This is a genomic window from Deltaproteobacteria bacterium (assembly GCA_016177765.1).
Taxonomy (GTDB): domain Bacteria; phylum UBA10199; class UBA10199; order JACPAL01; family JACOUP01; genus JACOUP01.
Genome location: JACOUP010000008.1, coordinates 536,268 through 550,898 on the forward strand (window position 1 = coordinate 536,268; position 14,631 = coordinate 550,898).

The 14,631-nt window shown below is 52.2% G+C and carries 11 protein-coding genes; 4 read left to right on the top strand and 7 right to left on the bottom strand.

Going from position 1 to position 14,631, the window contains the following annotated elements; all coding sequences use genetic code 11:
• Nucleotides 1-6 precede the first annotated feature (6 nt).
• Nucleotides 7-1,218: a radical SAM family heme chaperone HemW gene (gene hemW, locus HYS22_05040; GenBank protein MBI1909515.1), complete on the bottom strand. Its 1,212-nt coding sequence runs from the start codon at nt 1,216-1,218 to the stop codon at nt 7-9.
• Between the two features lie 63 nt (nt 1,219-1,281).
• Here hemW and HYS22_05045 point away from each other — a divergent pair, with 63 nt between their 5' ends.
• Nucleotides 1,282-2,139 (top strand): ParA family protein, encoded by an 858-nt coding sequence (locus HYS22_05045; protein ID MBI1909516.1) that lies wholly within the window; start codon nt 1,282-1,284, stop codon nt 2,137-2,139.
• Here HYS22_05045 and nadC read toward each other — a convergent pair.
• Both nadC and mtgA read right to left on the bottom strand, forming a co-directional pair.
• Entirely contained in the window at nt 2,136-2,966 is an 831-nt protein-coding gene (nadC, locus tag HYS22_05050; GenBank protein ID MBI1909517.1) for a carboxylating nicotinate-nucleotide diphosphorylase, read from the bottom strand. The genes HYS22_05045 and nadC overlap by 4 nt on opposite strands.
• Entirely contained in the window at nt 2,963-3,727 is a 765-nt protein-coding gene (gene mtgA, locus HYS22_05055; protein ID MBI1909518.1) for a monofunctional biosynthetic peptidoglycan transglycosylase, read from the bottom strand. Before mtgA ends, nadC begins: the two co-directional genes overlap by 4 nt.
• Before the next feature lie 167 nt (nt 3,728-3,894).
• On the opposite strand from mtgA, the gene HYS22_05060 reads away from it, so the two are divergent.
• Nucleotides 3,895-5,220: a hypothetical protein gene (locus tag HYS22_05060; protein ID MBI1909519.1), complete on the top strand. Its 1,326-nt coding sequence runs from the start codon at nt 3,895-3,897 to the stop codon at nt 5,218-5,220.
• A 53-nt stretch (nt 5,221-5,273) separates the two neighbouring features.
• Nucleotides 5,274-6,806, top strand: a complete 1,533-nt coding sequence (locus tag HYS22_05065) for a hypothetical protein (protein MBI1909520.1) — start codon at nt 5,274-5,276, stop codon at nt 6,804-6,806.
• A gap of 4 nt (nt 6,807-6,810) precedes the next feature.
• Here the strand turns inward: HYS22_05065 and ggt are convergent, their stop codons facing one another.
• Together ggt and HYS22_05075 are read right to left on the bottom strand one after the other, a co-directional pair.
• On the bottom strand, nt 6,811-8,547 hold the full coding sequence (gene ggt, locus HYS22_05070) for a gamma-glutamyltransferase (GenBank protein MBI1909521.1): 1,737 nt from the start codon (nt 8,545-8,547) through the stop codon (nt 6,811-6,813).
• A 38-nt stretch (nt 8,548-8,585) separates the two neighbouring features.
• Nucleotides 8,586-11,201, bottom strand: a complete 2,616-nt coding sequence (locus HYS22_05075; protein MBI1909522.1) for a valine--tRNA ligase — start codon at nt 11,199-11,201, stop codon at nt 8,586-8,588.
• A gap of 61 nt (nt 11,202-11,262) precedes the next feature.
• On the opposite strand from HYS22_05075, the gene HYS22_05080 reads away from it, so the two are divergent.
• Nucleotides 11,263-12,342: an aminopeptidase P family protein gene (locus tag HYS22_05080; GenBank protein MBI1909523.1), complete on the top strand. Its 1,080-nt coding sequence runs from the start codon at nt 11,263-11,265 to the stop codon at nt 12,340-12,342.
• On the opposite strand, the gene yjjJ is transcribed toward HYS22_05080, so the two are convergent.
• Together yjjJ and HYS22_05090 are read right to left on the bottom strand one after the other, a co-directional pair.
• A complete protein-coding gene (gene yjjJ, locus HYS22_05085) occupies nt 12,328-13,680 on the bottom strand; it encodes a type II toxin-antitoxin system HipA family toxin YjjJ (protein ID MBI1909524.1) in 1,353 nt (450 codons plus the stop codon). The genes HYS22_05080 and yjjJ overlap by 15 nt on opposite strands.
• 99 nt (nt 13,681-13,779) lie before the next feature.
• The gene (locus HYS22_05090) at nt 13,780-14,601 is read right to left on the bottom strand and encodes a hypothetical protein (GenBank protein MBI1909525.1); all 822 of its coding nucleotides are present in this window, start codon (nt 14,599-14,601) and stop codon (nt 13,780-13,782) included.
• Nucleotides 14,602-14,631: the final 30 nt, after the last annotated feature.

Sequence of the window (14,631 nt, forward strand, 5' to 3'; positions counted from 1 at the left end):
AACCAATCAGGGGAGGAAATCAACAAAGACCTCATTGGCAAAAAGAACCCCTTTTGGCGTCAACACCAGCCGTTCCTCGGTAGAAGAGAGAAGCCCCTGGGCGACCCATTTTTTCAGGAGATCGGGGTAGACTTCCTCAACGCCTCTTTGAAAGAGGGATTCAAACCGTTTTTTCAAGATCCCTTCCTGGAGCCGAAGTCCCAAGAATAGAAACTCCCCGATCGCCTGCTGGGGCGAGATCGTTTCGGTAGAACCTTCCCACTCCCCCGCCAGGTAAAGTTTCAGGTCACGAACATTGGTGCGGCGTTGTCGATTGATAAACGACGCGGCACTGACCCCAAACCCCAGATACTCCCCATACTCCCAGTAATTTAAATTATGGCGGCACTCCGATCCCGGTCGGGCAAAATTGGAGATTTCATAAGCCTGGAGACCTTTTTCTGCCAAAAACTCCCGCGTCTCTTGAAACATCCGGACCTGGTCCTCTTCGGAGGGAAGGTCTCCTTTGTCCCCTCCCCCTCGATGGGGGAGGGTTGGGGAGAGGGTGATCCTTGGGCCACCCTCCCCTTCATCCCCTCCCATCAAGGGAGGGGATTTTATAGGGTATAATTTCGCAAAAGGCGTCCCCTCCTCAATCGTGAGATTGTAGGCCGAGAGATGCGGCGTCTCCAACGAAGCGGCGATTTTTAAATCTTCCCTCCAGTCAGCCATCGATTGCCCCGGCAGACCAAAGATCAGGTCGATATTGATATTCTCAAAACCGGCGGCCCGCGCCTCCTGGACCGCGCGAAGGGAGTCTTGCCCCCGGTGATAGCGCCCCAATACCTTGAGAAACCGATCCTGAAATGACTGGATGCCGAACGAAATCCGGTTCATCCCGAGCGAACGAAAATCGCGAAGCTTCTCCTCACCGACCGTCCCCGGATTCGCCTCAAAAGTGATTTCTGTCGTCGAAGAGTAATCGAAAAACTCGGTCAATCCCTTCAAAATTTTTTCCAGGAGGCTGGGGTGCAGGAGAGAGGGGGTCCCTCCCCCCAAAAAGAGGGTTTTCAACCTCCTTTTTCCAAGACCCGAACAACGGGACCGGATCTCTTGAAGGAGACCCTCCACGTATTCCCCTTGCAGGTCCCAATCCTCATGCCCGCGCGGGAGGGAGTAGAAGTCACAATAGCCGCATTTGACCTCGCAAAAGGGGATATGGAGATAGACGGAAATCATCCCCTTCCCGCTCCTATTTTCCGCTTGAAAAGGCAACCCTTTTACCATAGTCCCAAGGGTATCATGTCACTCGCGGAGAAATTGAAAGAATTGATCGCGGTCGAAGGGGCGAAGTACGAAAAGGGAAACAAACGGGCCAAGGCGATCGCCATCTGTTCCCAAAAAGGAGGGGTTGGCAAGACAACCACCGCTGTTAACCTTGGGGCGGCGCTCGCCAGTTTTTACAAGAAAAAAGTGCTGGTCGTCGACCTGGACCCACAAGGCCACGTGGAAAAATCACTCGGCTCCCTGATCCCGGACGGCCTCGAGTACACCCCCCTTTCCAAGGTATTGACCTCCAAAAAGGGGGAGGTGATGGAGGCGATCACCAAAACGGAGTTGGAAAATTTCTTCCTGACCCCGGGTGACAAGGCGTTGATGGAGGCAGAAAACATCCTTTCCACCAAGATCGGCAAGGAATTTATTTTGCAATCGGCCCTGGAAACGGCGCGGACCCATCATGACCTGATCCTCTTTGATTGTCCCCCTTCCCTCGGCAACCTGACCGTCAACGCCCTGGTCGCCTCTGACTACGCGATTGTCCCGTGCGAGATGAGCGTCCTCGCCTTTGAAGGGGTTGCCGATCTCCTGGAGATGCTGGAGACGGTTAATGAACGATTGAACAAGAAACTGCAGATGTTGGGGGTCCTCTTCACCCGTGTCGATGGCCGCAACGTCACGATGAATGACCTGATTGCAGAAAACATGAAGAAGCATTTTAACGGCAAGATTTTCAAGACGATGATTGCCGTCAACACCGCCCTGAACAAGGCCCAGCTGGAAGGACAACCGGTCTTCCGCTTCGCCCCCTCCTCCACCGGCGCTGAAAACTATCAGGCGCTGGCCGAAGAGGTTTTAAAGAAGGCTCGCATCCCCTCCTAACTTTCAATTTCAAATGCTATATCCACCGCCGGGGCGGAGTGGGTGAGCGCCCCGATTGAAATAAAATCGACGCCGCTCTTGGCGTAATCAACGACATTTTCCAGCGTCACACCACCGGAGGCCTCTGTCTTGACCCGGCCCGCGACAAGGGAGACCGCCTTTTCTAATTCCTTTGGGGAAAAATTGTCCAAAAGTAAAATGTCGGCACCAGCTTTAATCGCCTCTTCAATCTGAGTGATTGATTGAATCTCCACTTCGACCGGTACTTTATTGGGATTTTTCGCCTTGGCCCTGCCAATCGCCTCAGCGAGTGAACAGCCTTGAAGATGGTTATCCTTGATAAGGAACCGGTCATAGAGCCCCAGCCGGTGATTTTTCCCTCCCCCCACTCGAACCGCATGCTTTTCCAGGGCCCTGAAACCGGGGGTTGTTTTTCGCGTATCCAAAATCTGCACCGGATATTTTTTGACCTTCTCCACAAACTGACGCGTGAACGTAGCAACGCCGGAGAGGTGCTGGAGGAAATTGAGGGCGGTTCGTTCTCCCTTGAGAAGGCTTTGGATCTTGCCCGAAATTTCGGCCAGTACTGTCTCCCCCTTGACCCCCTGCCCGTCATGACACAACTCCTTCCAAGCGACAGTCGGATCAACGACGGCAAAAACCCGTCGTGCGATTTCTAGTCCAGAGACAACCAAATCCTGTTTGGCCAAGATAATCCCCTTTTTTTGAATCGGCTCCGCTCCAAAAAGCGCGTCGGTGGTGATATCCCCACTCCCGATATCCTCCTGCAGGGCCAAGTCAATCAAGGTTTGGATCCGGTCAGTCATGGTCCCCCTCCAGGAGCAAGATCCTCAGTGGCAACACCATTTTCCTCCTCCGGCAATTCCGGAATCTCCGGGGCCTCTTCCGGGGGAGCTGTTTTGGTAACCGGCTTCTCCCCAATCCCCAGTCTTGTCAAGATGACTTGTTGACGACGTCGGACGGCAGGACTCGGGGGCCAGTCTCCCCAGCGCCGCGGATTGGGCAAAATCGCCGCCAGAAAGGCCGATTCCCCTGCGGAAAGACCGGACGCTGGTTTTTGGAAATAATAACGGGCCGCCGCCTCGGCACCATAGATCCCGTCCCCCCATTCTACAACATTCAGGTAGAGCTCCAAAATCCTCTCCTTGGAAAGAATCTGTTCCATCCTCAAGGCGATCAGGACTTCGAGCGTCTTCCGCAACAATGTCTTTTGTGGTGAAAGGTAGAGATTCTTGGCCAGCTGCATCGTGAGGGTGGAAAAGCCCCGGGCAAACCGCTGTCTTTTCATGTTCTTTTCAAACGAGGCCTTGAGTTCCTGAAAATCGATCCCGTGGTGATTGAGAAAGTTGCCATCCTCCGCCACAACCACGGCCCGGCGAAGGTTCGTTGAAATCCGTGACAGCGGAACCCAGACCTGATCGACCTTCCCCCCACGCTCCATCATCAGGGCGGTTCGGCCGGGATTGACAAAGCGAAAGGAGGTGATCGGAAGGAGAGCCAGATACAGGGCCCCGGCAACGATCAGGCCAGAGAGGAGAAAAATGGCAAAAAGTTTAAGGAATGACACAGGGTTACCTTATAGCATTTCAATCCCCGTAGGGGATTAGAAATACTTATGGTTGATTAATTTTTAATTAATCAACCATAGCGGCACCCGGAGCCATTTTGCAAGCAACCTTTTGTCTTCAAGGCCGATGATTGCGGCGCATGTCGTGCGCTAATCCAGTAGGGATCTTGCGGAGAGAACCAAAGGCGGAAATCATTCCGGCCCGGGGCAACCTTATCCCGGTGGGCCCCGACCAAAAGACCTACGATCAATTTCTTTCCGGCCGCTTCAACGTCGTCTTTGTCCCAACAAACTTTGATGTCTCAACACATTGGTTCACCAGGGAGAGGGCCGTAGCGATCGCCCAATCGATCATCGCCGATCCGAGGGAGGAGGCACGAGGAATTTTGGAGACAGCCCCCTTCGACAGTCCTGAAAACCGGGCCCGGCTCCAATTCTGGCTCTGGTGGCCTCGAAGAGGAGAACCGCTGACCCGAGGGGCGAGTGAGATGTGTTCTGCGGCGGAGGGTGGTTCACCCAAGGGTGATTCACCCAATGGTATTGACACCGCTGATGCCCGGATCGAGGCGGCACTCCAGACCTACGAGGGGGTCACCGCACCGGCCATGGACCACCTGATTTTTGTCAATCTCTTGAACACGGAGTGCCGTCCCCAAGGGACATGGTTTGATATCAGCAGTGTTGAGCAGTTGCAGGCTGTTTTCCCGGCCCAGCTTTATGCCTCCCTGGATGCCAGAGGGGTACGGGATGCGGTTCTCTCCAATCCTGAGAATCTCTTTTCAGACCCTGAAAGATTGAAAGCCATCGTCCTGGGTGCGGTCAATTTCAGACAGTTGGCTGAGGACCTCTTCCACCGCTTCCGCTCGGCCCGTATTTATCTCCCAATCCCGCCAGCCGTTGCCGCGGGCCAGAGAGACCTGACCCCTCACGAGGTCCAGACCTACGCCGGTCACGAATTCCCACACGCGGCGGGGCATCTTGTCGACCTCTATCAGGAGGACCTTCACAAGAGGGGGAAATACCTCCCCGCCATGGGAAGTATCCTCGCCCTTCTTGACAGGGATTATGATCTGCTGGAACTCCTCGATCTCCAGGAGCCGCTGGAAGAAATAGCCCAACAATCAGGATTCTCCGGACCGATCCCTACGGTGCGAGTCAATCTGCTGACAGAGCTTCTCCGGCGGCCGGAGGTGGAACAGGCGCTCGGTTCGCCACTTGGCTGGCCCCACTGTGCCACCAGTCCCGAAGAGGGAAGGGCTTGGGCCATGAAACTTGGCGTAAACAACCCCGAGGATTATTTTCAGGATGCCGGTTGTCTCTACTTTGGTTCCGACCCGAACAGAGGCCCGCTCTTCTACCGATCCAGTGACTCGGCGATGTATGATCCCAACAAACCGCTGGACCCTCTTGAAACGGCCGCGATCCGGTACCGCTTTGACTGTGAGTTGCCGGAAGAGCCCCCTGCCTCTTGTATTCCCCCCCCGTGGCGTTAACCAGCGGCAAATAAAGTTGCATCGAAAAGGGTTTTAGTGTAGTCGGCGGTCTCATGCCTGAATCACTCCCTTTGATTATCCACTACGGTTGGCTGTCACTCCTGCCGATCGTCATCACGGTGGCCCTTGCCCTCTGGACCAAACGGGTCATCGAGTCACTGCTCGTCGGGCTCGCCATTTGCGCCGGGATCATTGACTATAGGGTAAACGGAATTTTCCACTCTCTGCTCTACGCCATCCCCAATACGTTGGGAACGATCGCAGGGCATGCTGCCTCACCCACATTGGAGGGGTTCGGCATTGCTAAAAATTCGGGCCGTGGAGATCTATTGGTCAGCATCATCCTCCTCGGTTCGCTAATTACCGTTCTGGATAAATCGGGTGGGGCCCTCCACTTTGCGGAAAAGGCAACCCAGCGGATCAAAACAGAGGTCGGGGCGCTTCTCACCGCCTGGTTGATCGGGCTTTCAATTTTTACCAGCGCCTATTTCAGCATTCTCGTCACCGGGACGATGATGCGGCCGATCTTCGACCGGATGAAGATCTCCCGCGAAAAACTGGCCTTCTATTGCGACGGGATGTCCGCCCCGACCAAGGCACTCCTCCCGGTCTCCGGCTGGATCGCCTACATGACCGTGCTGGTTGAAGAAAACATCCCGTCGGTCGGTGCCGGCAACGGCCTGCAAGGGTTTGTCCAGACGATGCCTTATAATTTTTACTGTTGGGGGATGATCCTGTTTGTCCTCCTCCTCTCTCTCAAGGTGATCCCCGATTTTGGACCGATGAAGGGGGCTGAAAAACGGGTGAAGGAGGAAGGGCTGATCCATAAACCAAATTCCAAACCGATGATCGATCCGAAGGCGGAAGAGGCTTCCAAGGAGATGGCCCGGAAGGGAGATACGTCCGACATGTTTCTTCCCCTATTGGTATCCGTCTTTACGCTTTTGATTCTGGGAATGTGGAACAATTATTACGCCAAGTGGTACCCGGTACTCCCCAAGATTTCCATTAATTCACTCCAGGTAATGAACCTCGCCTTTGCCTTGGGGATCCTCTCCGCCCTGGTAAAATATGTCTCCAAGAAGTTGATGACCTTTACCGAATTTATGGACATCGCGATTGAGGGGGGCAAGGCGGCGATCATCGGGGCGATCATTATCGTGATGGCGGTCACGCTCGGGGATATTATGAAGGCCAAGGCGCCCGAGGGACTGGGAACCGCCGTATTTTTGATTGAAACACTGAAACCTTACCTCACCGCCAGCTGGCTCCCGGCGATCACCTTTTTGATCGGGGCAATGATGTCGTTCGCCACCGGCACCTCCTGGGGGACCTGGGCGATCATGATGCCGGTCTCCGTCCCTCTGGCCCTCGGAACCGGGATGGACCCGTTTATCGTCGCCGGGGCGGTTCTTGCGGGGGGGGCTTTTGGCGACCACTGCGGACCGATCTCCGATACGACGGTCCTTTCTTCCATCGCCTCGAATACGGACCATGTGGAACATATCCGGACGCAGATCCCGTACGCGGCCGCCATCGGGGCGGTCTGTTTTATCCTTTATATCACTATCGGTTTTGCCCTCTAAGAGTTTATTGCCCCACCGGCTTGCCGGTGCCCCGAGGGTCAGTCACCCCGGTCAACTGACCTCCCTGAGACACCACCACGTTCACATTCGCCCCATGGTCCTCCCACGGGTCCAAAGAATGCCCCTTCTTTTTGAGGGAAGAGAGTATTTTAGGAGTCGACAATTTTTTCTCCAAAAGAATCTCATCCGGCAGGAATTGATGGTGGATACGAGGGGCTGCGACCGCCTGGCCGATCGGGCGGCGAAAATCAAAATACTGAAGAAGCATCTGCAGGACCCCGGTAATAATGTGGGAACCCCCTTGGGCCCCGGCCGCCAAGACAACATGGCCCTCTTTGAAAACCAGGGTTGGGGACATGGAGGAGAGGGGGGTCTTGCCGGGGGCAATCGCATTCGCCTCGCTCCCGACAAGTCCGTACTGGTTGGGGACACCGGGGGCGATGGAAAAATCATCCATTTCGTTGTTCAGGATAATCCCGGTACCGGGCACCATCACCAACGCCCCAAAACCGGTATTAATTGTCTGCGTTGTGGCCACCGCATTGCCGGCTCTATCAACGATGCTCAGATGGGTGGTCCCGTGGGATTCGATGGGAGATAACGGAATCTCCTGACTGTCTGTTGCCTTTGTCAAATCAATGGATGCCGACTGCTTCTGGATATAATCAGGGGACAAGAGTCTCTTTTGGGGCACAGGGAAAAAATCCGGGTCCCCCAGATAAACCGCTCGGTCACGATAGGCCCGCCGCATGACCTCCGCCAAGAGATGTAAAAAATCGGGGTTTTTCGGTTTCATCTGCTCCAGAGGAAATGCCTCCAACATCTTGAGCATCTGAAGGATATGAATCCCCCCCGAGGAAGGGGGAGACATCGAAACGATCCGGTACCCCCGGTACTCCCCCGAAACCGGTTCCCTTTCCTTGACCCGATAGTGCTGAAGGTCCTGCAGGTTCATGAGCCCCCCCTGTTGGCGCATCCAGGAATCGATTTTCCGAGCGATCACCCCTTCGTAAAACGGCCGAGCCCCCTCGTTGGCAATGAAACATAAGGTCTGGGCGAGATCTTTCTGTAAAAACAGTTCCCCCACTCTGGGGACCTTCCCATTCGGCATCAAAACATCTTTGAGGGCTGGATCTTTTTCTATCCACTTTTTCTTTTTTTCAATCATCCGCTGAAAATCGGGATAAACCAAAAAACCCTCGTCGGCGAGGTGGATCGCCGGTTCCATGACGATCGCAAGAGGCAGTCGGCCGAAACGTTGATGGATTTCAACCAACCCGGCTACAACCCCCGGCACCGCCACGGCTCGAGGGCCCAGGTGGGATTCAGGAATCGGTTTTCCCTGGTGAAGGTAGATCGTACGGGTCACCTTGCGAGGGGCCCTTTCGCGAAAATCAAAGGCATGAGTTTTTTGAGAATCGGCATCATAATAAAGGAGAAAACCACCTCCGCCGATCCCAGTGGAATATGGCTTCACCACGGAAATGGCAAAAGAGGCAGCAACCGCCACGTCAATGATATTCCCCCCTTTTTCGTGGATAATCAGCCCTGCCTTTCCGGCCAATTTGTGGTCGGAGGCGATCATGATTTCCTTCCCGATTTTAGTTGGGATAGTAGCGGAGGCAACACCTACAACAACGAATAAGAAAACAATCAGCAACCCAAAGAACGGGTCCTGTCTCGGGTTGGGTGATTCACCCTTCCGCCCAACCGGGCTCACCCGTTCCGCTCGGCCGGGCACCCGACCCTCGCCACCCGTTCTCCTGAAAAAGACGGACATCATGCTAGATTTTTTAAGGTTTCTTCAAACTTGGCCAGTTTGACACGAACGAGGGATTCCTTTTCGCGCTCCTGGGCCACAATCTCCGGCGGGGCATTGTTGACAAAATTAGACTGGGCTAGTCTGTTCTGAATCGCATTGACTTCCTGTTTCAGTTTTCCGATTTCTTTTGCCAAACGTTTTCTTTCATTCTCAAAATCGATCAACCCCTCCAGCGGAATAAAAACATCAAAACCAGCGCCACTCTCGTGAGCCATCCCTTTTGAACTAACCTTCTCTGTTGTAACCTTGAGTGTCGAAACCCGAGCCAGCCTTTCAATAACTTTGGAATGATTTTGTAAAATAGCGGACAATCCCTTTCCTGAAGCAGAAAGGACAACCGGAATAGCCGCCCCGGGATTAATCCGGTTTTCACTCCGGATGGTCCGGATGGCGGTGACGACCTCTTTTAAGTGTTCTACCTCGGCCGATTCCTTCTCAAACCGGTAGTGGCCAGCCTTGGGAAACGAGGCCGTCATCAGACTCTCTCCCTCTGTCTTCAACCTCTGCCAGAGCTCTTCTGTAATAAACGGCATGATCGGGTGGAGGAGTTTCAAAACTTCTTCCAAAACAAAACGCAAGACCGGTTGGTGGCTCTCCGTTTTTGAAAATTCCAGATACCAGTCACAGAAATCGTGCCAGAAAAAGTCGTAGAGGAGGTGCGCCGCTTCGTCAAACCGGTACTCCTGATAGGCTCGATCAACCTGTACTGTTAAATAATCAAGGGTGTGAAGAATCCATCGGTCATAAAGCCCCAAGGGTGGTTCACCCAAGGGTGATTCATCCACCGGTCCGACCTTTTCCCCCAAATTCATCAGGGCAAAACGGGAGGCATTCCAGATCTTGTTCGCAAAGTTCCGGTACCCCTCAATGGTTTTTTCCGAGAGCTTGATATCCCGCCCTTGAGCCGCAAGGGAGGCAAGGGTAAACCGGAAGGCATCGGTGCCAAACTGGTCCATCACGGTCAGCGGGTCAATCACATTTCCCTTGGACTTGCTCATCTTCTGCCCCTGAATATCCCGAACTAAGGCATGAATGTTGACCTCCTTAAAGGGGACCTCCCCCATGAACTTCAACCCCATCATCATCATCCGGGCGACCCAAAAAAAGATGATGTCAAAACCGGTGACCAGGAGGGCGGTCGGGTAGAATTTTTTAAGTTCAACACTCTTCTCCGGCCAGCCGAGGGTTGAAAAGGGCCAGAGGGCGGAGGAAAACCAGGTGTCGAGGACATCAGGGTCCTGTTCCAGTTTGGTGTTGCCACAATGGGGGCATTGCTTTGGGTCTTCACGAGACACAATAACGGGGCACTTTTCATTTTCGCAATACCAGGCCGGAATTTGATGCCCCCACCAGATCTGGCGCGAAATGCACCAATCCTTGATATTTTCCATCCAGACAAAATAGGTGTTCTGCCAGTTCTCAGGGATAAAACGGGTCTTCCCCTTCTTCACCGCCTCCATGGCAGGGGCGGCCAGAGGTTTTGCTTTTACAAACCACTGCAGGGAAAGATACGGCTCCACCACCGTCCGGCATCGGTAACAATGCCCCACATTGTGCCGGTGTTTTTCGATCTTTTCGAGAAATCCTTTTTCTTCCAGTTCCTGAACAATCTTTTTTCGGCATTCAAAGCGGTCGAGTCCTTTGAAATGTAGCGCTCCTTCATTCATATGCCCATCTTCAGTAAAGATATTGATCCGTGGGAGTTTGTGGTCGTTCCCGAGGGCAAAGTCGTTAAAATCGTGGGCCGGTGTCACTTTAACGGCACCGGTTCCAAACTCACGGTCGACCCGATGATCCCCAATGATCGGGATCTCTCGATTGACAATCGGCAGGAGAATTTTTTGGCCGATCAACTTCTGGTATCTTTCATCCGAGGTGTTCACCGCAACCGCGGTATCCCCCAACATTGTTTCGGGGCGTGTGGTCGCTACGACGATTTCGCTGGAATACCTGATGTACCACAACTGCCCTTCCATCTCCTGGTGTTCGACTTCAAGATCCGAAAGGGCGGTCCGGCAACGGGGGCACCAGTTGATCAGGTATTTATCCCGATAGATCAGTTTTTCCTCGTAGAGAGTGACGAACGCCTCACGAACCGCCTTGGAAAGGCCGAGGTCCATCGTGAAACGTTCCCGCTCCCAATCACAGGAGGTCCCGAGCCGTTTCAGTTGGGTTAAAATTTCGCGGCCATATTTTTGTTTCCAGAGCCAGACCCGTTCAATGAATTTTTCCCGCCCCAGATCCTGCCGCCTCTTCCCCTCTTTAGCCAACTCCCTCTCCACAACATTTTGCGTCGCAATCCCGGCATGGTCGGTCCCCGGGAGCCAGAGGACGTTGAACCCCTTCATTCTCTTATAACGGCAAACAATATCCTGCAGGGTTGAATTCAGGGCGTGCCCCATATGGAGCGAACCGGTTACATTAGGAGGAGGGATCACCATGCAAAACGGCGGGGATTTTGACGAGGCATCAGCATGAAAGTACCCCTTCTTCTGCCAGAAGGCGTACCACTTTTTTTCCACTTCATGAGGCTCGTAAACCTTGGGAAGGGTCGTCTGATCAACCTCCGGCATCGCCTGTACCCATAGTGAATGAACCGTTGAAAGTCAAAAGGGAAAGATATAGGTTGAGAGGGTGTCTGTCGCCAAACTCCTAATCGCCGATTCTGAAACCAACGCCGACCTTCTTTGGGCGACCGATTTTTTCGTACCGGACCCGATCATCTACTTTGAATGGCGCGGGAAGAAATTCCTTGTCGCCTCCGATCTGGAGTACTCGCGCGCCAAGAAGGAGGCGGCCGTAGACAAGGTTCTGTCCCTTTCAGCAATCGGTTCCCTCGACCGCGTTTTTAAAAAGTTCCGCATCAAAAACCTCCTCGTCCCCCTTTACATGGGGGTGGGCACCGTCAATCAGTTAAAAAAGAAAGGATACAAGATCACTATTAAGGAGGGCCCTTTTTTCGAAGGGAGGGCGATCAAGACCCAGGAGGAAAAAAGAAAAATTACGGCCTCCCTCCGAGCCACTGAACAGGCGATCGAAAAAGCTAGAGATTTCCTCCGTTCTTGTCGGATCCGCAAAAACCGGATTGTGCATGACGGTACGATCGTGACTTCCGAACTCTTAAGAAAAATCATTGATACGAATCTCTTTGAAAACGGGTTCATTCCCAAACAAACGATTGTTGCCTCGGGTCGACAGGCGGCCGATCCGCATTGCACCGGAACTGGCCCTTTAAAACCGAATGAACCGATTGTGATGGATGTCTTTCCCCGTTCCCAAAAAACAGGTTATTACGGAGATATCACGCGCACTGTCATCAAAGGAAAGGCCTCACCGGCTGTGAAGGCGATGTATGACGCGGTCAAGGCCTCCCAGGAGGCAGCTTTTCCATTAATCCGCCATGGTGTTGAGGCCGCGAAGGTCCATCAAGCGGTCTGTGATGTTTTGGATAAAAGAGGTTTCCCGACAAAAACCGTGAATGGGCAACCTCAAGGGTATATCCATTCGACCGGTCACGGCTTGGGGTTAGAAATCCACGAACCACCCAGGATCAGTCGACTTTCTGAAAAATTAAAAAAGGGAAATGTGGTCACGGTGGAACCGGGGCTTTACTATCCGGACCGCGGCGGGATCCGGATTGAAGATGTGGTTTTTGTTACGCGAAACGGTTGCGAGAAACTGACCCACCTCCACCGGGAATTAGAAATCCCTTAAAATTGACTCGTTGCTAGCAGTCAATTTCTTAAAATCCTCTGAAATCATCGAATGGTGTTGTACTTGATCCCAAAAATAGCGAGCGGCGGACAAGGCATCGTTCCATACAGGCATTTCGTCTGATCTTGGAGGGGTTGGAATCAAGGTTCTGTTGACCAATTGATTTTGTTGAGGCGCATAGATCATTGGGAGCATGTCATAGACCGGCGTCAGGCCGGCGATTTCTTCTCCGTTACAGAAAAAAGAGATGTTGCCATGATGCCTGTCGGAATTGCCAATTAACTTGCCAAACAGATCAAGCCAAACAATCTCTTGATAGGCGGCCTGATCAATTATTTTTTTGTTAAACAATGACTTTGCCGTATCCGGCCACGACTTAAGTGCACCAACAAACTCAAGATCCAGCGCACGTAGCGATACAACTCCAAAACGGCCTCCTGATCTGTTTCGGTCAAAACGTTCTACTTCCAAAAAGAGCCGGCCACCACCTCTTATTAAACAAGATTGAGGAGCCGCTTTCCCGTATTTTCTCAAAACTTCATGTCCTATATATTCGCAAACAAGTAAATCAGCTACCCGTTGGCTGACCGCATCTACAACGGGGGGAGAAAATTTTACAATGACGGGAAGTAATCCGTTTTTTGTTTTGCGAATGGAAAGAAATTTGGGATGCTCTCCCGCGGCTGATGAGCCTGGTATCCCTTGAGACAAGACAAGTTCGGCAACATGCGGATAATGTTCTTCACGGAGAGAGTCATCGACGACATCCGTCCTCTCTATAAGGTTCGTTACATAATCCTGTTCAGATTTCTCTCCGATAATAAAGTTTCCAATGAGATCCCAGCCGCAACGAGCCAGATAAACGAGGCAATGATCGTCTGTCCAAATAGAAATATCATTTGGGAATCCCAGTTCCGGATAAAGTCGGGGAACAAGCCGACCTAAAAAACCAGAAGGCCGTAAGTCCTCAAAAAAATATGGGAGGTGTTCGTAGATTTTAGTCGAGAGTGTTTCAGTGTGCGACTCCAGATAGAAACCTTTTGGGGAAATTGGGTGTAGAGTGGCTATGCGGCTGAGTGTTCCCTGCTCATCGATAAGGCAAATGGGAATCTTGGGATCGCCCCAACTGCCAAGCCGATGACACGCATAAAGCGTTTGAGGCCCACGACCGATACGAATGATAGGGCCTTGACCGTAAGCAATCAGTCGAGAGAAGGCGGGCTGGCTAATGCTGAGGACCTCACAGAGGTTTTTAGCCTTCAATGGCCCCGATTGAGACAAATGTGTCAGGAGTTTCTTGTAGGCCAATTGTTGATTCACAACGGGTGCTTTCGGCATCTATTTAGAATAGATAAAATATAATAAATGTCAATAAAATTATAAACTTATATTTATAATAGAATACTTATAGAATAGACTTTAGGAAGGCTGATATAACTACAAGTCTTTCAAAACCTCTCGCCTCTTCTCCCGATATTCTTTATCCGTAATCAGTTCTTCATTCCGCAGGTGATCCAGTTCTTTTAACCGTTCCCGAGGAGTCTTGCCTGCTTCTGCTTTAGGGGCTGGGGTTGTCGGCTGACTTTCCGGTTTCTTTTTTTCTGCGCCCTTTCCCTTTTTATTTTTCTTATCTTTATCGGTCCCTGCAATCAGAGCCGGCGGGTCTTTGGTGAAATCATAGGCGAGATTGAGAGTGATCTCTTCCTCCCCCTCAGCGGAAGGTTCCACACCGGGACCGTACTCCAGGGAAACATTGATCCCCCGGGCGTCGTTGATCAGGTGTTCTGAGCCCTTCCTTTGGTAATCCCCCAGAAGTTTGGCATAAAGTTTGGAAAACCGGATATGGAGCTTTCCCCCTTCCACAAACATCTTGGCGGTTGTCAGCCGGTCGTTCCGGATCAGGAATTTCGGGTTTTGATCAATGTAGGCAAAGGCCAAGAGTTCCTTTTCGTTCATCTGGTCAAAGGCGCGAATAAAGTAAGGGAGCAGGAATTCCACCGCCTTATCATTGAAAAGCCGCTCTCTGTCGACACTCTTCATGATAATTGCCTTCTTGCTGAACTTGATCGCCGAGAGTATTCCCCTCATTTGATTATCGTCAAAGTGATGGGGATGGGTGAGAGTCTGCTTTTTGAGGATCTTTTTGCCCGCCCCCTCAATCTTGATAAATTCCACCCTCCCTCTGTAAAGGTAATCGGAGGCCTGAGCAAACAGCGGGACAACAAGAAAACCGATCAGCAAGAGAACCGCTTTTTTCATATTAAGGATAACCTTTAGGATTTCTATTCA

What these genes read in the sequence shown, in the direction of transcription:
- hemW (MBI1909515.1), bottom strand. Translation starts at nt 1,218, where the DNA reads ATGATTTCCGTCTATCTCCATATCCCCTTTTGCGAGGTCAAATGCGGC.
- HYS22_05045 (MBI1909516.1), top strand. Translation starts at nt 1,282, where the DNA reads ATGTCACTCGCGGAGAAATTGAAAGAATTGATCGCGGTCGAAGGGGCG.
- nadC (MBI1909517.1), bottom strand. Translation starts at nt 2,966, where the DNA reads ATGACTGACCGGATCCAAACCTTGATTGACTTGGCCCTGCAGGAGGAT.
- HYS22_05065 (MBI1909520.1), top strand. Translation starts at nt 5,274, where the DNA reads ATGCCTGAATCACTCCCTTTGATTATCCACTACGGTTGGCTGTCACTC.
- HYS22_05075 (MBI1909522.1), bottom strand. Translation starts at nt 11,201, where the DNA reads ATGCCGGAGGTTGATCAGACGACCCTTCCCAAGGTTTACGAGCCTCAT.
- yjjJ (MBI1909524.1), bottom strand. Translation starts at nt 13,680, where the DNA reads ATGCCGAAAGCACCCGTTGTGAATCAACAATTGGCCTACAAGAAACTC.
- HYS22_05090 (MBI1909525.1), bottom strand. Translation starts at nt 14,601, where the DNA reads ATGAAAAAAGCGGTTCTCTTGCTGATCGGTTTTCTTGTTGTCCCGCTG.